Here is a 17,963-nt window from a genome sequence, read left to right as displayed (position 1 = left end):
TTATTCTTCTTTGTAGCCGACCATTGCTCTTACAATGGCTTTCACATGACTTCTGACTTCCTGGAAATATTGATTTTCGTAATGTTTCTCGTCAAAATCAGGATTGTGTTTTTTCAGATATTCCTTATACAATTTCATCCCGTGCATGGCATTGAATATTGTTCCGGAAATAGTACACTGCAGAAGATGATAGGAAGGTTTTACTGTGAAAATCCCTTTTTTCAGCCCTTGCTCTATAATCTTTTGGTTGATTTCTATGTAATTGATTTTCGAATCCTTAAGAAAACTCTGGATATTTTTGTTTTGACTAATAACTTGCTGCGTGTGAACCAGTAGAAAGAAATCTCTCAATCTCTGAACACGGTTCACAAAATTGTCAATAAAAGCATCAATTTTCTGGATTTCGTTCAGATCATTATTTTCCAAAATATTCTTGGCGAAATTAAGTCCTTCTTCCATTCTCCACTTGAACAGTTCTTCCATCAGATTTTCCTTAGAACCGAAGTAATACGAAATCATCGATACATTTACTTTTGCTTTCGTTGCAATATCTCTTACAGAAGTTCCATTATAACCATTGGCGGCGAAGAGTTTCTCTGCAACCATCATAATATGTTCTTCTTTTGTTGGCATAATTAATTTTTTGACGACGCAAAGTTAAATCAAAACAATCATTCAATCAAACATTTGTTTGATTAATTTTTTATTAAGAATACATTGAATTTGTCTATAATTTCAAAACCTTGATTAACAGAAGAATTCTTAATAGAACTTCTTTAGAAATGAATGTTTATAGCAATAAAATGGAAATATGGTCAATACTTGAAAAATTACCAAAAGATGATCAATTTTTACAAAATGGCAAAAATCAATTCGCAGATTTATGAATATATCTTGTCAATTTTATTCCCATATCCGTAAGGACAATCTTAGAATTGGCATTTCTGGAAATGTGATAAGACGCATCTGTAATTTCTTCAACAATAGAAACGATATTCGCTCCATGAATGAATTTGGAAAATGAGTTCCAATTGAAATTTCCTTCAATGAGTTTCTTATAAACAAGATTATCATTTCCGTAATTCTGAAGCATGGCCAGACGGAAAATCTCAATGCAATAATTAAGAAATTTCATTTGCTTTTCGCGATTCCAATCGGAGATTTGACGCGCCCATTTCACGATTTCTCTTAGAACTTCGGGTTTCTTTTTGGCCTGAAATGCATTTCGAACCCACTGAATGAACAACGTTTCGAATTCCGAAGCACCTTCATTATTTTCCGAAAGTGATTTAGCAAGATTCCAATCACCTTGTGCCTGATAAGCAATTTCTTTTGCTGATTCATGATTTTGAAGACTTGTTAAAATGTCATCATCACTGATTCTCGGGACATTAACGATCTGACATCTCGATAAAATCGTTGGCAAAATATCATTGGTACTAGGAGCACAAAGAATAATGAATGTATTCTTCGGGGGTTCTTCCAGGAATTTCAGGATTTTGTTAGCAGCGGCATCATTCATTTTGTCGGCTCTCCAGACAATCAGAATTTTACTTCCGCCTTCAAAACTTTTCAGATTGAATCTTTGTCCGATATCTTCCGCTTCGTCCGCTGAAATGAAGAATTGCTTGTTCTCAGATTCCAGAAAACTTGTCCAGTCATCAAAAGAAGAATAAGGATTTTCCAAAACCATTTCTCTGAAATTGTCGAAAAAGCGTTTACTAAGCGAAACATTCTTTTCAGAAAAAACCGGAAAACTGAAATGCAGATCGAGATGATTGAGATTCTCAACCTTATGAACAGATGCAGGGTTTTCCTTTTCAAAAATCTCCCTGGCCATAGCCAAAGCCAAAGGTAAAACACCAAAGCCCTCTTCTCCTACAAAAAGCTGCGCATGCCCTACTCTGGAATCCTGAATACTATCCCGTAAAAGATTTTTGATGGATTGCTGACCAATAATCTGTTCCCATTTCATATGAGCAAAGATAATATTTTCGCCAGAAGTCGGAAGTTGAATATCAGAAGTTTTTTCCGGAAATTACATAAAAAACAAATTATCTTATATCCTATCCAAATTATCGGGAAATAACATCAATCTATCGCAACTACTTAACAAACTTTAACCCAAATATATTTTTGCAATTCATTATTAATTAAGATATTTGCGCATTGAAATTTTAAAGGATGAAGAGAATTTTTGTTTTATCATCATTGGTAGCAGGATATTTCCTAAACGCTCAGAGTATCGGTAACTCGCCATATGGAGCTTATGGAATTGGAGATGTAAAATATGATAACACAGTCGATATTAGCTCTATGGGAGGTATTTCCACAGCTTATATTTGGGATTTTAATAACAATTTTAATTTCCGAAACCCAGCTGCAAACACCAATCTGGAACTCACAACTTTGAAAGTTGAAGGTACAAACGAGAATAATTATTACAAGTCTGACTATAATAATATGAGTAGCAACAAACATTCTACTTATCTCTCAAATATTACCATAGCTTTTCCTATTACCAGAAAAATAAAATTCGGGATGGGTTTCCAGCCTTATAGTTCCAAAACTTATAATATTCTGACATCTAGTACTGTTCCATCGTCTCAACCGGATCAAATCAATGATGTAGTAACTGTGGCACATCATTTCCACGGCGAAGGAACTCTTAATACAGTTCAGGCCGCTTTCTCTTACCAGATCAATCCGGAATTTGCGGTAGGTTTGAGATCTAACTTTTATTTTGGTAAATTATATGACATCGAAGAAGTAGCATTCACCGGTGCAGAATTGACAAGCGGATATTCCAACAGCTACAGGATCGAGTCATTTAACTTCACACTGGGTACAACTTACCAGAAAAAACTGGCTAACGACCACAAGCTAACAGTTGGTGCCACTTATACCTTTGGTAATACGGGAAATATGAAGAGTACTTATACAAACAGTACTTATTATTATCTGCTTGGAGAAACCAAGGCCTATGAAACCATTATTGATCAGCAGGTTAATTACGACAAAAAATTCCTTCCACAAGAAGGTTCTTTGGGTGTAGGTTATGGAAAAGATACCAAATGGTTTGTCGGAACACAGCTGGATTATAAAAAAGGTGAAAACTTCAATTTCCTAGGACAGACATTATCTTATCAGGATTCTTACAGATATTCTGTAGGAGGTTGGTATTTGCCAAACTTCAATGATTTCCGATCTTATTTTTCAAGAGTAATTTATCGTTATGGTGCATATTACGAAAAAGGTAATCTTCAGGTTAACGGATCCAGCATTAACAAATATGCTGTAACTGCAGGTGTAACTTTACCATTTGAAAAAAGTACTATCAACCGTATGAATAGTATCGATCTTGGAGTAGAATTTGGAAAAAGAGGAACACTTAATAATAATCTGATTCGTCAAAATTTCATAAATTTGAGAGTTGGAATCAATTTCGCAGACAAGTGGTTTGGAAAGAGACTCTACAACTAATGCTATAAAAGACCGAATACTGATAATCTAATGAAAGATTATTGCTTCAAAATATTTAACCTAAAAACATCACAACAATTCTTTTTGTTGCTGATGTTTTTTCTTATTCAGTCTTGTGAAGAAGATCTGACTAAAATCAATCAAAACAAGAAAACCAACTTTGCATCCCAGGTTATTTACAACGGCAACATCATTCAACGGGACTCGGGAATTGTCAAAGTTAATTTCAAAGCACCACTCATCGAGAAATATGAACTGATCGATTCTCCTTACATCGAAGCGAAGAAAGGAATCTACCTCGAATTTTTTGATAAAAAATCAAAAGATCCGGGAAAAATCTGGGCAAAGTATGCAAAATATAATGAGAAGAAAGACTTCTATTTTGCAAAAGGAAGAGTGAAAGTCATTACAACAGAAGGTCAGACCTTTGTCATGGAAACCATAAACTGGGATAAAAGGAATAAAAAAATGTATACCAAAGACACCGTTTTTGTGTCTGATAAAGACGGAAACATCCTGGTAGGTTCCCACGGAATGATTGCTAAAGATGACTTTACGGAATATACTTTCTTCAATAATTCCGGAAGTTTCAATTCTACCAACCTGCCAGCTACCAGTAAGTAAATGGAACAACAAATTTTCTATGCAATCGGTCTGATGTCAGGAACAAGTCTTGACGGATTGGATATTTGCTATACAAAATTTACCCGGAAAGAATCGATATGGAATTTCGAAATTCTAAAATGTGCAACACTTCCCTATTCTTCTGAGCTAGAAAATAGTTTGAGAAATGCTATTCATATTTCCAGCGAAGAACTTCTGAAACTCAATTCAGATTACGGATTCTATCTCGGTGAACAAGTTTCCGAATTTATTTCAAAACATAATATTCATGATCTTGACCTGATCGCTTCGCACGGGCACACCATTTTTCATCAGCCTCAGAAATTTTTCACTTTACAGATCGGCGACGGAAGAGCCATCAAATCAAAAACCAATAAAACTGTTATCTATGATTTCCGAAGTCAGGATGTCATTTTGGGTGGGAACGGTGCGCCTTTGGTTCCGGTTGGAGATGAACTATTATTTTCAGGATTTGATGCGTGTCTTAATCTTGGTGGTTTTTCTAATATTTCGTTGAAACGGGATGGAGAAAGAATCGCTTTCGATATTTGTCCTGTTAATATTCTTCTCAATGATTTCGCTCTCCAATTAGGAAAGAAATATGATGAGAATGGCGATCTGGCAAAAGCAGGAATGATTGATGAAAAGCTGTTAGACGAATTAAACCAATTAAGTTTTTATTCTGAAAATCATCCGAAATCTCTCGGGATCGAATGGATTAATGACAACATTCTACCCTTAGTTCAAAATCAAAAAGTTGAAGATTTGCTGGCGACTTTCACAGAACATTCAGCCGTTCAGATTGTAAAAATTCTGAATGAATATCATGTCAGAAGTGTTTTGATAACAGGCGGCGGAGCTTATAACAACTATCTTATAGAAAAGATAAAAGCAAAGACCAAAACCGAAATCCACATTCCCGAAAAGGAAATTATTGAATATAAAGAAGCTTTGATTTTTGCTTTTATGGGAGTTTTGAGATTACTTGATCTCAACAATGTTTTGTCATCAGCAACGGGAAGTTCAAGAGATCATTCTTCCGGTTTGATTTGCTGATTACAATTGTTCAATCTTATCAGTCAAAGAATTGATAAAATTCTGAAGCGGTTTTTCTACCATCATTTTGATAAACGGATTAAATTTTCCTTCGAATAATAGCTGTACTTCAGTTTGATTATCGCTCACAGGATTCATTGTTCCGGTTAAAGCAAAATCAAGACTTGAGCTTGCAGACTTCAGAACAACTTCTTTATCAGAAACATTATCTATTTTAAGTGCAATTTCCGGCATCCCTTTCAGCCCGAATTTGAAACCGTCTTCTCTCGCTTCAAAATTCTGGAGACTGTCCGGCATCAGATCTTTGTAATCCTGAGGATTTTTAAGCATCTCTGCCAATTCTGATGAAGATTTATTTACAATAATTTTTCGTCCTTCTAAATTCATTTTTATATTTTTGTATTAATATTAAAAGCCTTACAAATGTATAAAGTTTTTATCAATGAGAAAAAATTAATTTTGAGTTCTGAGCCTCAAAACAGTCCTAAAACACTGAATTACGATGGAACGCATAGCTTTGATTTCGCCATTGATCTGCTTGAAAATACTGCATCGCAAGGCTTGAATATTTATCATAATGATATTGATCAACTCTGGGCAGATTTTGGTAATTATTTCAAAAAAATCGATGCTGCCGGCGGAATTGTAATGAATCTGGAACACAAGATCCTCTTCATCCACAGACTAGGAAAATGGGATTTGCCAAAAGGTAAAATCGAACCCGGAGAATCCAGAGAAGTGGCTGCTGTAAGGGAAGTTGAGGAAGAATGCGGGATTTTTGATCTGCAGCTCAAAGATTTCATTAATTCCACTTATCATATTTATACAGACAGAGACGGCAAAAAAATCCTGAAAACAACTTATTGGTTCGAGATGTTTTATGCCGGAACGGAGACTCCGATTCCTCAAATAGAAGAAGGCATCAACGAAGTAGGCTGGAAAAACGAAGAAGAAATCGAATCTGAGATTTTGCCATCAACGTTTCAAAATATCAAATTAATCCTGAATGACTTCAAAATTAAAAATCCTCAATAAGTTTGAGGATTTTTTTTATATATAATCAATGATTTTCTCGAGCGCAATTCCGCGTGAAGCTTTCAGAAGAATATTATCTTTTTTAATGGGATTAATTTTCAAAATCTCAATCAATTCCGATGTATTTTCAAAAGCATTGCCGGTTTGATTAACTTTTTTGAAATTTGGTCCAACAGTTATGATTTCGTCAAAGCCACAAGAATTGGCAAAATCCAGAATATTCTGATGCTCTTTTAGACTTTCCTCGCCCAATTCCAGCATATCACCAATGATAATCAGCTTGCTTCCTTCGAAGGTTTTAAAATTTTCCAGAGAAACCTGCATACTGCTTGGATTGGCATTATACGTATCCAAAACCAGAGTTGTATTATCTTTTTTCTGGATCTGAGAACGCATATTGGAAGGAAAGTAATTTTCTATAGCGGCCTTGATTTCATTAATATCCAGACCAAAATAAAGCCCTAAAGCTACAGCTGCAGAAATGTTATCGTAGTTATATTTCCCAGTAAGATTGGAAAAAATGTCTGTTCCATTGTAATTGACGCCAACAAAGTGTTCTTTGAAAACCGGCTCAAAATTATAGTCAGAATCCGGAGTTCCGAACGTTATTTTATCATGATAATCTCCAGTTTTTTCTACCTGGATCTTATCATTATTATTAACCAGGATCTTCTGTCGATTTTCTTTGAGATAGTTATAAAGTTCGGACTTACCTTTGATAACACCTTCAAATCCGCCAAAACCTTCAAGATGAGCTTTACCAAAATTGGTAATATAACCGATGTTTGGCTTTGCGATTTTACAAAGAAATTCGATCTCTTTCTGATGATTGGCGCCCATTTCTATGACAGCAATCTCATGCTCAGATCTTATAGAAAGTAAAGTCAAAGGAACGCCAATATGATTGTTAAGATTCCCAAAAGTATATTGAACTTTGAATTTTTCTGCAAGAACATTGCTGATCAACTCCTTAGTTGTAGTTTTTCCGTTACTTCCAGTCAATCCAATAAATGGAATTACTAATTGATCTCTATGGAAGATTGCGAGATTTTGCAGGAATTCTAAAGTAGAAGCAACATAAAAGATATTATTATCCGGATCAGAATATTTTTCATCTTCAATGATAACGGCCAGCGCACCATTTTCAATGGCTTCTTTTGCTTTTTCTGCAGCATTATAGCTGTCTCCCGAGAAAGCGAAAAACAAACTTCCTTTTTCGATCTTTCTGCTATCTATAACCACATTTTTGCTCTGCAAAAAAACCGGATAAAACTCATTGATATTCATAGATCAAAAATATTAAAATGCTACAATATAAAAACAAAAAAACAGCAGATTTTTCTGCTGTTTTTCAATTTATAATATCCTGATATTATCTTTTTGTTCTTCCGGCTTTGTTATTCTTAGCGTCCTGTGCAACACGGAAACCAATCCAACCATAACCTTTTGTCTGATTTTTGAATCTTCTTTGACCCGGATCTAACCAATATGCTGAATCTAACCAAGAACCCCCTTTTACAACTCTACTGTAATCATTGATCTGAGACGTTGCTTTCTTTTTCTCTTTTTGTAAAACTACGTTACCATTCTTATCAACAATGAATTTTGGTTTTACAGAATTATACATATTGAATTCTGTGCTATCACTAGGAGGAGTTCCGCCTGCATCTAACGAAGACTGATAATCACCATCTCTGTAATTTCTATTATCTTCCAAAGTCTTCCTTTCGAACTCTCCCGGCAGACCTTTGTAAACCAAACGCCCATCAGCCAGCGTATCATATTTGATTTCTGTATTGCCAACTTTTTTGTAGGATCCGTCATCATTTCTAACAGACTGTACAACAACATTACCTCTATAGTAATTGAAATCACTGAACTCTTCATCAATCATTGGTCTGTAGATATCCGCTACCCACTCTGCAACATTACCATACATCCCGTAGATTCCAAGATCGTTAGACGGATATTGCTTAACATCAGCAGTTGTAGGAGCTCCATCATTTTTCCAACCTGCAACTCCGGAGTAATCTCCACGTCCCATTTTGAAGTTTTCGAGATACATTCCTCTGTTTTTACCTTTTTTACCTTTAAGATTTGTAATTTCTGTATTCTTACCAAGGTAATTGTTGTATTCTCTGTTTTTTTGAAGACCAAGTGCAGCAAACTCCCATTCTACCTCTGTCGGAAGCCTGAATTTTTCTACAAGTCCTGAACTAGCATTTCTGTTAGCAGCAGCAATTTTTTCATTCGTAGTTTTGATTCCGCTTCTTTTTTGAAGTTTCTCTTTATCAACATATGAATCAAGTTCAGGATCATTGGACTTGAACTTATCCATGTTGAAAGTAGCACCAGCTGTTGCAGCTTTATCTGCAGAATAGATATCTTTTGATATAACGCCTTGCTTCATAAGAGCTCTTTCATTAGCTCTTTCTGTCAACCAGTCACAATATTTTGTAGCTTGTAACCATGACACACCCACCACAGGATAATAGTCATACTCCGGAGATCTGAAGTAAGTCTCTGCATAATCGTTACGGGATAATTTGTTATTCCAAACCAAAGTATCTGGTAAAGCCCCTGTATAGATGTGCTTAAAGCTAGGATCTGACGAAGGAAAAACAAACTTAAGCCAAGTCGTGTATTCTCTATATTCAGAGTTTGTAATTTCTGTATCTCCGATGAAGAAAGAACTTACCTGCATTCTTCTTGGCGTATTATTCCAATCATGCATAACATTGTCTTCTACTAGTCCCATAGTAAAAGTACCGCCTTCTACATAAACCATTCCTGGCCAAGCTTTTGGTTTTTGCTGCTTACCAGAGAAGAACCACCCGTCTTTTTCATTGGGTTTCCAACCTGTTTTGCTCACAAAACCTTTTGTGCCACCACCTTTTTTGGAGTTACCTCCTCCTCCACAACTTATCAAAAGTAGTGTAGTGCTAAAAGTAATGATCGAAAACAACCTAATTTTTTTCATAATAGATATAGAAATTTTCAGAGTACAAAGAAAAAATAAATTCTTTAATTAATCAAATATTGAATGCTTTTTTTTAACAGAACGCAATTAAATTATTTTTATTATATACCATTTTTTTAAAAAAATCGTTTATTTTGTAATCTTAATAAATAACATTGATGAAATTCAAATTTTATATTATCTCTTTTTGCTTTCTTTCTATTTTGGCTTTTGCTCAAAAAACCACTATCAACTGGGACGGCAGCAAAGAAGTGGATTATGGTCTGGAAAAGCTTATATATCCGTACTTTACAAATTATAATTATCAGGTAGATGCCAATACTATCTATGTTAATCTTAATATCAAAACAGATAATCAGTTGAAATTAGATCAATTCCAATGGCAGGAGATGCCTTCAAAGGATATTAAAGATCTTAAGATTAACTCACTCTCGTCAAATCCCTCAACAAGCGTAAACTATTACTTCAATGAAAACGAAAATGCTCAAAATGCCAATGTAAAAGTTGAGGCCGTAAAGGTTCAGAATAATAAAATTTATAAATTAATTTCTTTTAACATTAATCAGGTAAAAGAAAAAATTTCTGACCTATATAAAGGAAGCAATAAGTATGGAAGCACTGAAAACCCGCTGAAGTCCGGAACTTTTTATAAAATAAAGGTTGACAAATCCGGTATTTTTAAAATTACAAAACAGTTTTTACAACAAAACGGAATCAATCCGGCCAGTGTTAATCCTAAAAACTTTAGAATCTATGGTAATGGTGGGATTATGTTGTCGGAGTATAATCAGGACAAACGCTATGATGCTTTACAGGAAAACGCAATCCAAGTAATCGGCGAAGAAGATGGTGTCTGGAATGATAATGATTACGCACTATTCTACGCACAGGGACCGAATGGTTATAATCTATACGACACCTCCAACGGTAACGGAAAAAAGAGAACGGAATTCAGAAGGCTCGGAACGCCTAATAATTTTATCAATATCTATGAGGACTATTCTTATTACTTTATAAATTTTGATATCGGTGCAGGGAAAAGGGTTCAGACGGTAGATAATAACCTTCCTCAGGATTTGATTACCCGTTATGATGATTATCAGTACATTAATGAAGAAAAATTTAATCTCGTAAAATTAGGAAGAACATGGACTGGTGATGCTATCCCCGGCAATAGAGAAATAACTTTTACAACAAGATCTCCGATCCAGACAGATGATGTCATCCGTTTCAAAACTCAGGTTATAGGTTACAATGCACAATCGGGAAAAATAACTTTCAATGTCAATGGTTCTCAGGACACAAGACCTTTGAACAGCTCAGCGGCTAATTTTGAAAGAATAATGTATGAATCTGCACTATTCAATCAAAGTGGAACAACTATCAAATTTAATTATACAACAGATATAAGTGCTAACCCCAATGCATCTTTTTATTTTGATTTTGCAGAAGTTCAATATAAGGAGAATTTGAGTTTTAACAATACACAAATGAACTTTAGGGATTACGATATTGTAACCGGATCGGGAGATCTGTATGGGTTTTCTGTGGGTAATTCCTCCGGAATAGATCAGATCTGGGATGTTTCCGATATCACCAATGCAAAAAAAGTAACTAATAAAAATTCACAAAACTCGACATTCAATTTTGGATATATTGCTGATAGCGAATTTTTTAACAATGAATTTACTGCTTTTAAAAATTCCGCAGCTTTCGAACCAGGTTTTGTAGGCAGAATTGACAACCAGGATCTTTCCTCTCTTAAGAATGTTGATTATCTGATGATTACCCAACCTTCTTATATAGCTCAGGCTCAGAGATTAGCGGCTTATCACCAAGCGAAAAATGGCTATAATGTTCAGGTTGTTGATGTCAACAAAATATATAATGAGTTCAGTAGTGGCGGAAAAGACATTACTGCAATAAGAGATTTTATAACTAAACTGAATACACCGGCCGGATCACTGAAATATGTGTTTCTACTTGGAGATACATCATATGACTTTAAAAACCGTGTTGCTAATAATACAGATGTAATACCTAGCTATCAAAGCGAAAATAGCGCCGATGTAAAAGGTTCTTTTGTTACAGATGATTATTTTGTAATGACAAGTCCTCAGTCTTCTACGGATCTTTCGCAGATCATTCCTGACATACCAATAGGAAGATTGCCGGCGGACAATGTTCAGGAAGCAAAAGTGATGATTGATAAAACATTAGCTTATTATAATGCTTTACCCGGTCAGTCAAGCCCTTTTGGAGAATGGAGAATGAAGCTGGATTTTGTAGCTGATGATGATTTTGAGGGAAGCGGTCCTAACAACATTCCCGGTCCGTTCCATTACCTTGTAGATTATACCATAAAACAAAACTTTGAGGCCAATACGGATAAGCCTGAATATAATATCAGAAAACTTTATCTGGATGCTTTTCCGGCAGTGACAAGTGCAGGCGGACAGAGATACCCTCAAATTAATCAAGCGATTACGAATGATGTCGGCAATAGTTTATATTTATTTTATTTCGGGCATGGTGGGATCAATGGTTGGGCACAGGAAAGAGTTTTGACCTCAACGGAAGTTCAGGGATTCAATAATTATACTTCTGTATATAGCAGGTTTCCTTTAGTATCTACCATTACATGTGAGTTTACACTTTGGGATGAACCAAGTACGAACTCTGTTGGTGAGCAACTGATCAAGCATACCAGCGGAGGTGCTGCTACAATGATTACATCCAGCCGGGCTATATCAGTAGATTATGGAAGAAAGTTCACACTTCTTTTTACTGATAATTTATTCAAATTGTATAATGATGATTTTATTTCTTTAGGTGCAGCGCATTTGTTAGCCAAAAAGCAATATAAAACCATATACAGTTCTTCCTTTGATCATCTTAGAGTTAATTTTCTAGGCGATCCGGCAATGAAAATGAGCAGACCTAAAAGACTTTTAAAAATTGATAATATTGAAACTCCGGTCCCTAACCAAATACGAGCATTGGATTTTGTTAAGGTTCATGGTCAAGTTACAAAACCAGACGGGACTTTGGATAATACATTTAATGGACGTGTTGCGATCAATATTTTTGATAAAAAGATCACTAAAAAGACACTCAATAACGACAAAGTTTCTGAGCTGAATCAATTAATGACTTATTCAGAAGAACCAAGTGCTATTGTAAAAGCTTCAGGCAAGGTTGAAAATGGTAAATATACAGTAGAGTTCTATGTCCCTAAAGATATTAACTACGAAATAGGTGATGGAAGAATGCTGGCTTATGCAGAAAATTTTGAAAATGCGAAGATTAACGCCTTTGATGTTTTCACCAATCAGGTTCAAAAAGTCGGAGACATCAACCCGAACGGGATCAATGATTCTGAGCCTCCAAAAATAAATCTGTATATGAATAATACCAATTTTGCCAACGGAGGAATTACAGATCAGAACCCGATGCTCCTGGCTTGTGTAAGGGATAATATGGGTATCAATTCAACCGGTGCGGGAATAGGACACGACATTACAGTAGTTCTGGATGGCGATGTAATCAACACAACAGCTTTGAACGACTATTTTGCTTCCGGAGATGGTAATGGCTGTAGTTATGCAGATCTGAATGATTATCAAAAAGGATCTGTAACTTTCCCTTTCAGAAATCTGACGCCGGGTGAACACCAATTGGTTTTCAAAGTTTGGGATATCAACAATAATTCTACTAGCTCTACGTTAAACTTTGTAGTAAAAGATGAATCCGAAAAGAAATTAACCGTTAACAGACTTCTTAACTGGCCAAATCCTTTTACTAATAAAACTTATGTCCAGTTTGAACACAATTGTGATGATATTCTGGATGTCAATGTTCAGATCTATACGATCACGGGAAAAATAGTCCGTACTTTATCTGCAAGTATCTCGGCTGAACCATTTTTAGAAGGTTTCAGAACACCAAGACAAGCAATAGAATGGGATGGAAAAGACGATTTCGGCGACACGGTTGCAAAAGGTACATATATTTTTAAGATATTTGCACGCAGCCAAAACCAGGAAAAATGTTCAGGAAGCGCAACTGCTGTTGAAAAAATGGTATTATTAAAATAAAAACTTGAAAATATTGGTAAATTTTACCTTAAAAGAAAAAAAATGAATTTAACAAAAAGATTATTTTTAGGATTAGGAATTGGTGTGAGCGCCTTTGCCTTTTCTCAAAGCAATGTTCAGCCTGTATTGACAGGAGCTCCGTTTCTAAGAATATCTCCGGATGCAAGAGCAGGCGGTATGGGAGATCAGGGTGTTGTAACATCGACAGATGTTTTTTCACAGTTTTGGAATGCTGCAAAATACCCTTTCGCAAAGGTTTCTTCGGGAGTAGGTGTTAACTATACGCCATATATGAGTAAGCTTACAAATGATGTATTTTTACTTTACGGATCTTTCTATACATTTTTAGGAGATGAAGAACGTTCTACTTTGAGTGCGAGTATCTATTATTTCAATATGGGTGACGTAGACTTAACAGATTTTGTCGGAAACGAGGTTATCCAGGGAGGGACTGCGAAGCCAAATGAGTTTTCAATAGATGTCGCTTATGGTTTGAAATTATCAGACTCCTACTCTATGGCTGTTACCGGTAGATTTATCAGATCCGACATTGGTGGGGGATTCAATTCCAATAGCACTTTAAAGCCGGCTAATACATTTGCAGTAGACGTTTCCGGATATTATATGTCTCCGAAACATGAGAGTCTCAGTGGATATGAAGGCCGTGTAAAAGCAGGTTGGGCTGTCCAGAACTTAGGTCCGAGATTAGATTACACTGGTGACGAAGAATCCAGATCTTATCTTCCGACAATGGCAAGATTAGGTTTGGGATACGATTTATTAATTGATGACATGAACCGTTTCAGCTTGAGTGGCGAAGCTTCAAAAATCCTTGTCCCTGGTCCAGATGCAACAGGAAATGTTCCTAATGTTGGTGTAATGGAAGGTATCGGAAAATCATTCAGCAATAAAAAAAGTATCATGTATAGTGGTGCTGCAGAGTATTCTTATGATGAAACTTTTGCAATCAGAGCTGGTTATTTTACAGAAGCGCCTGAACAGGGTGCGAGACAATACGCAACTGTTGGTGTTGGCTTCAAATATGCTTCATTCGGATTAGATCTGTCTTATCTGATTAATACTTCCAAAATTAATACGGCGCTGGACAACACTTTAAGATTTGGATTGACATGGAATATCGGCAGCGAAACGTATAATGCCACAGATTATTAATATTTTATTTATTAACTATAATTTTAAAATGCCTCTATTCAAAAAAGAGGCATTTTTATTTAAATTTGTAGTATGAACTATAGTTCCGAACTCAAAAAATTTTTAACGAGCCAATACATTTATTCCGGAGCAAGGATTGCTTTGGCGATAGTTGTTCCAAGCATTATTCTGGCACAATTCGGCTTACTCAAGGAATATTTTTTGTTTCCACTCGGGACCAGTTTTGTAGGTTTGACAGATCAGCCTGGCCCATTCATTAGAAGAAGAAATACACTATTGCTTTCCGTGTTTTTCTTTTTCTTCATAGCGCTGTTTGCAAGTCTGGTCAAGGATTTCCCCATAGCAGTTTACCTGGAAATTATTGTGTGTGGTTTTTTCTTTTCGATGATTGGCGTTTACGGATTGCGGCTTGCTACGTTTGGTTCATTAGCGCTAGTTGTGCTCAGCATCTTCATCGACGGGCATCTCACAGGTGATGATATTTTCAAAAGCTCATTCATTTTTTTTCTTGGCTGTCTTTGGTTTTTCATCATTTTTATGATTGTCTCCACATTGCAGCCTTATAAATTAGCCAGTCAGGTTGTCGGAGAAAACTATCTGGAATTAGCAGACTATCTGAGGATCAAAGCCAAATATTATACAAAGAATCCTGATTTTGACTCGTTATTAAATCAATTGATTGCTCAGCAGGTCAAAATCAAAAATCATCAGGAAGATACACGGGAGATTGTATTCAAAACCAGAAAAATTGTTAACGAATCCACTACTCAGAGTCGAATCCTGATGTTGATGTTTCTCAATTCTATCGATCTTTATGATAAGCTATTGACTTCCGAAAACGATTACAAAAGAATGAATCAGGTTTTTGGGGGCACAAAGCTTCTTCAAAGTATTCATGATTATCTTCTGGTCATGGCTGACGAGATTACCAATCTTGGGATTTCTATGCAAAGCGGTTTGGCTTTTAAGCAAATTACCAATTTTGATGAAGAGCTGAAAAAAATCTATGACGAATTTTTCGAACATCGATCCCAAAAATTCTCTTCGCAAACTCTGGAAGATTTTATGATGATTCGTCAGGTTTTGATGAGGATTACCGAGATCACGGATGAAGTCAATACGATCATGAAAGTCAATTCTCAGGATATTAAATTAGCGAAAAGTTTATCCACAGGTCTTGATTATTCTAAATTCCTTCCAAAAGAGGAAAGGTTAAACCACAGGGTTTTTCTGTCTAATTTCTCTCTTAATTCCGGACATTTCCGTCATGCAGTCAGAGTGACAATTGCATTGCTTCTTGGATATATTGTCTCCAGATTCGATATTCTTGGAATCGGGCACTCTTACTGGATCCTGATTACTATTATTGCCATTCTGAAGCCTGCTTATGCCACTACAAAACACAGGAATCTTCTGCGTCTTTTCGGAACCTTGGCAGGAGCCATTCTTGCCTACATTATTTTATATTTTATTGGAGAGCCGACGACACTTTTAATTATACTTTTGGTCAGTATGATTATCTGTTTTAGCCTGTTAAAATCCAATTATTTCTGGGCAGTTCTGTTTATGACGATTTATATTTTCCTGTCATTCAACTTCCTGAGGCCAGGTAATGTTAATCTCATTTTCAAAGACAGGTTGTTGGATACTTTGATTGGCGGAGCGATTACATTTTTGGTGGCTTATTTTATCTTGCCGGTATGGGAACACACTCAGAATCTTGACCTGATGAAAAAATCTTCCAGAAGTAATCTTGATTATTTCCGGTTGGTAATGGATCATTTTTTGAAAAAAGAAGTTGATGATGAAGATTTCCGTCTCAAGAGAAAAAATGCCATCATTGATCTGGCTAATCTTTCCGACAACTTTCAAAGAATGATTTCTGATCCCAAGAACCAGCAAAGAAAATTGGAAACAGTTCACCAGTTTGTTACAACCACACATTTGATAACGGCTTATACCGCTTCTTTATCTCAATATGCAAAATCCGGGCATGAGTTTCCGGAAATCGATTTTCAGAATTGGAAACTTAAAATTTCTGCGGAATTATTGAGAACATCTTCCTTACTTTTCCAAAAAGATCTGGATGAACAGATCAGGTCAGAAAGTCGTATCAAACCGGAAGATCATGTTGCAGATCTATTGGAAAAAAGAAAAGCAGAATTGGAAAACCAGGCGATTTCAAACGAAAGAAAACCGTTCACAGTCAGCCATTTGACCGAAATAAAAAATATCAAAGAATTACTGGAACTGATCTATGATGTCGCAAAAGATCAGCGAAAAATCATTGAAGAATATCTGATCTATCAGTCAACGATAGCTAAGCAGTAATTATCAAAAAAAGAAATTTTGGCTTTGAAAAAATCTTCATTTTCGAGATCATAAACCCTGCTTTTTGCAAAAAACTCCTGCTTCAGTTCAAAAGGTAAAACATCGTAGTGCTTTTTCAAAGACCAGTGTTTGCTGTGATGAATCTTGTAAAGGGCTTCTTTCACGCACCAGATTGCTGTCAGAAAATCTACTTCTTCATTATTATCAATGAAAACATCTTCATGAAGTATGAATTTGTGTCTTATATACTTAATCTTTTCTTTCCTCTTTTCCAGATCGATTCCGACTTTTTTCTTCGAAATTGCCAAAGCTGCCAAAGGAAAGGAATGACTCACAGAGATATGATGATCCTGAGGAAAAAGATAAGGTTCGCCATTTTCTCTATAAAGAATCTTATGGTCCGGAAGAACTCTTTTCAGCATTTTTCTCACCATCAGAACCTCAGCTATTTTATTAGGATGATAGCCCAGAATTTTATTTTGATTTTCCGGCTCCAGCAATTCATCCGGATTAAGTACTTCATTCTCATCATATTCCCAGACCAGAACAGTCGCAACATCATCAGAAAAATCTTTATAAAGCGGCATCAATTATTTTTTTAGTCTCTAAAATTAATAAAAAACAAGGACTTCTGAAATTGCAAATCCAGTTCTCTGAACTTAAAAATGCCTTAAAAATGAGGCTTTAAGATTATTTTAACAATTATCCGATGTAAATTTGCAGTATCAAAATGAAAAAAGCAATTGTATATATTCTGATGTTTATCTTTCTGTTGTTTACCGCAGAGAATAAACAAACACTTGATTTCCAACAAGATTTTGGAATTCAGAATGTATCATTGCATCTTTTTTCCTTTGCAAAAAAACACCATCTTAATCATTCTCTGGAAAAAGCGTCTTTGCAGCAGATCAGCGATTCTTTGGATTCTCCCGAAGAAAGCAATCTGAATTTTTCTAATGCCTATAACTTCATTGCCGTAATCACTGCATTCGGGTTGGGTTATCTTTTGCAATTATATTTCAAGCTTAGATCGAAGACATTCCTGGAACCGGAAATTATATTTTCTTCGGTCAAAAGATTTATTTTGCTGCGTACAATCCGCATTTAAAATTCAACTTTTTCAAAACAATATTGCTCTTGTCATAAAGAGGCAATTATACCTGTCGTTTTGAAAATTCCCATTC

Annotated in this window: 14 protein-coding genes; 8 read left to right on the top strand and 6 right to left on the bottom strand. The window is 35.6% G+C overall.

Going from position 1 to position 17,963, the window contains the following annotated elements; genetic code table 11:
- Positions 1-633, bottom strand: coding sequence for a TetR/AcrR family transcriptional regulator (locus QOL71_RS08605; RefSeq protein WP_283416527.1), 633 nt, complete (start codon positions 631-633; stop codon positions 1-3).
- A gap of 235 nt (positions 634-868) precedes the next feature.
- A complete protein-coding gene (locus tag QOL71_RS08600; protein WP_283416526.1) occupies positions 869-1,975 on the bottom strand; it encodes a DNA polymerase III subunit in 1,107 nt (368 codons plus the stop codon).
- Positions 1,976-2,184: 209 nt separating this feature from the next.
- Between QOL71_RS08600 and bamG the strand changes: the two genes are divergently transcribed.
- The 3 genes from bamG to QOL71_RS08585 all read left to right on the top strand — a co-directional run bounded on the left by bamG (position 2,185) and on the right by QOL71_RS08585 (position 5,163).
- Positions 2,185-3,483 (top strand): BamG family beta-barrel-assembly machinery protein, encoded by a 1,299-nt coding sequence (bamG, locus tag QOL71_RS08595; protein ID WP_283416525.1) that lies wholly within the window; start codon positions 2,185-2,187, stop codon positions 3,481-3,483.
- Between the two features lie 93 nt (positions 3,484-3,576).
- Positions 3,577-4,107 carry an LPS export ABC transporter periplasmic protein LptC gene (locus QOL71_RS08590; RefSeq protein ID WP_283416866.1) on the top strand — a complete coding sequence of 177 codons (531 nt, stop codon included), beginning with the start codon at positions 3,577-3,579 and terminating at the stop codon, positions 4,105-4,107.
- Entirely contained in the window at positions 4,108-5,163 is a 1,056-nt protein-coding gene (locus QOL71_RS08585) for an anhydro-N-acetylmuramic acid kinase (protein ID WP_283416524.1), read from the top strand.
- Here the strand turns inward: QOL71_RS08585 and QOL71_RS08580 are convergent, their stop codons facing one another.
- A complete protein-coding gene (locus tag QOL71_RS08580) occupies positions 5,164-5,550 on the bottom strand; it encodes an SRPBCC family protein (RefSeq protein ID WP_283416523.1) in 387 nt (128 codons plus the stop codon). It lies immediately after the preceding gene.
- A gap of 36 nt (positions 5,551-5,586) precedes the next feature.
- Here QOL71_RS08580 and QOL71_RS08575 point away from each other — a divergent pair, with 36 nt between their 5' ends.
- Positions 5,587-6,198 carry an NUDIX hydrolase gene (locus QOL71_RS08575; protein ID WP_283416522.1) on the top strand — a complete coding sequence of 204 codons (612 nt, stop codon included), beginning with the start codon at positions 5,587-5,589 and terminating at the stop codon, positions 6,196-6,198.
- A gap of 15 nt (positions 6,199-6,213) precedes the next feature.
- Here the strand turns inward: QOL71_RS08575 and QOL71_RS08570 are convergent, their stop codons facing one another.
- Complete coding sequence (locus QOL71_RS08570) at positions 6,214-7,485, bottom strand: UDP-N-acetylmuramoyl-tripeptide--D-alanyl-D-alanine ligase (protein ID WP_283416521.1); 1,272 nt, start codon at positions 7,483-7,485, stop codon at positions 6,214-6,216.
- 85 nt (positions 7,486-7,570) lie between these two features.
- Positions 7,571-9,178 carry a gliding motility lipoprotein GldJ gene (gldJ, locus tag QOL71_RS08565; RefSeq protein ID WP_283416520.1) on the bottom strand — a complete coding sequence of 536 codons (1,608 nt, stop codon included), beginning with the start codon at positions 9,176-9,178 and terminating at the stop codon, positions 7,571-7,573.
- Between the two features lie 158 nt (positions 9,179-9,336).
- Here gldJ and porU point away from each other — a divergent pair, with 158 nt between their 5' ends.
- From porU to QOL71_RS08550, 3 genes are all read left to right on the top strand, one after another.
- Positions 9,337-13,275 (top strand): type IX secretion system sortase PorU, encoded by a 3,939-nt coding sequence (gene porU, locus QOL71_RS08560; protein ID WP_283416519.1) that lies wholly within the window; start codon positions 9,337-9,339, stop codon positions 13,273-13,275.
- Positions 13,276-13,317: 42 nt separating this feature from the next.
- On the top strand, positions 13,318-14,448 hold the full coding sequence (gene porV / locus QOL71_RS08555) for a type IX secretion system outer membrane channel protein PorV (protein WP_283416518.1): 1,131 nt from the start codon (positions 13,318-13,320) through the stop codon (positions 14,446-14,448).
- A 72-nt stretch (positions 14,449-14,520) separates the two neighbouring features.
- The gene (locus QOL71_RS08550; protein WP_283416517.1) at positions 14,521-16,779 is read left to right on the top strand and encodes an FUSC family protein; all 2,259 of its coding nucleotides are present in this window, start codon (positions 14,521-14,523) and stop codon (positions 16,777-16,779) included.
- On the opposite strand, the gene QOL71_RS08545 is transcribed toward QOL71_RS08550, so the two are convergent.
- Positions 16,755-17,366: a 4'-phosphopantetheinyl transferase family protein gene (locus tag QOL71_RS08545; protein WP_283416516.1), complete on the bottom strand. Its 612-nt coding sequence runs from the start codon at positions 17,364-17,366 to the stop codon at positions 16,755-16,757. The genes QOL71_RS08550 and QOL71_RS08545 overlap by 25 nt on opposite strands.
- A gap of 143 nt (positions 17,367-17,509) precedes the next feature.
- Here QOL71_RS08545 and QOL71_RS08540 point away from each other — a divergent pair, with 143 nt between their 5' ends.
- Positions 17,510-17,887 (top strand): hypothetical protein, encoded by a 378-nt coding sequence (locus QOL71_RS08540; RefSeq protein WP_283416515.1) that lies wholly within the window; start codon positions 17,510-17,512, stop codon positions 17,885-17,887.
- The last annotated feature ends 76 nt before the right edge of the window (positions 17,888-17,963 follow it).

Source organism: Epilithonimonas pallida, assembly GCF_900182975.1.
Classification (GTDB): Bacteria; Bacteroidota; Bacteroidia; order Flavobacteriales; family Weeksellaceae; genus Epilithonimonas; species Epilithonimonas pallida.
Note: the sequence above shows the minus strand (reverse complement) of the source record. Positions and strands in the feature narration are given on the sequence as shown.

What these genes read in the sequence shown, in the direction of transcription:
- QOL71_RS08605 (WP_283416527.1), bottom strand. Translation starts at nt 633, where the DNA reads ATGCCAACAAAAGAAGAACATATTATGATGGTTGCAGAGAAACTCTTC.
- QOL71_RS08600 (WP_283416526.1), bottom strand. Translation starts at nt 1,975, where the DNA reads ATGAAATGGGAACAGATTATTGGTCAGCAATCCATCAAAAATCTTTTA.
- bamG (WP_283416525.1), top strand. Translation starts at nt 2,185, where the DNA reads ATGAAGAGAATTTTTGTTTTATCATCATTGGTAGCAGGATATTTCCTA.
- QOL71_RS08590 (WP_283416866.1), top strand. Translation starts at nt 3,577, where the DNA reads ATGTTTTTTCTTATTCAGTCTTGTGAAGAAGATCTGACTAAAATCAAT.
- QOL71_RS08585 (WP_283416524.1), top strand. Translation starts at nt 4,108, where the DNA reads ATGGAACAACAAATTTTCTATGCAATCGGTCTGATGTCAGGAACAAGT.
- QOL71_RS08580 (WP_283416523.1), bottom strand. Translation starts at nt 5,550, where the DNA reads ATGAATTTAGAAGGACGAAAAATTATTGTAAATAAATCTTCATCAGAA.
- QOL71_RS08575 (WP_283416522.1), top strand. Translation starts at nt 5,587, where the DNA reads ATGTATAAAGTTTTTATCAATGAGAAAAAATTAATTTTGAGTTCTGAG.
- QOL71_RS08570 (WP_283416521.1), bottom strand. Translation starts at nt 7,485, where the DNA reads ATGAATATCAATGAGTTTTATCCGGTTTTTTTGCAGAGCAAAAATGTG.
- gldJ (WP_283416520.1), bottom strand. Translation starts at nt 9,178, where the DNA reads ATGAAAAAAATTAGGTTGTTTTCGATCATTACTTTTAGCACTACACTA.
- porU (WP_283416519.1), top strand. Translation starts at nt 9,337, where the DNA reads ATGAAATTCAAATTTTATATTATCTCTTTTTGCTTTCTTTCTATTTTG.
- porV (WP_283416518.1), top strand. Translation starts at nt 13,318, where the DNA reads ATGAATTTAACAAAAAGATTATTTTTAGGATTAGGAATTGGTGTGAGC.
- QOL71_RS08550 (WP_283416517.1), top strand. Translation starts at nt 14,521, where the DNA reads ATGAACTATAGTTCCGAACTCAAAAAATTTTTAACGAGCCAATACATT.
- QOL71_RS08545 (WP_283416516.1), bottom strand. Translation starts at nt 17,366, where the DNA reads ATGCCGCTTTATAAAGATTTTTCTGATGATGTTGCGACTGTTCTGGTC.
- QOL71_RS08540 (WP_283416515.1), top strand. Translation starts at nt 17,510, where the DNA reads ATGAAAAAAGCAATTGTATATATTCTGATGTTTATCTTTCTGTTGTTT.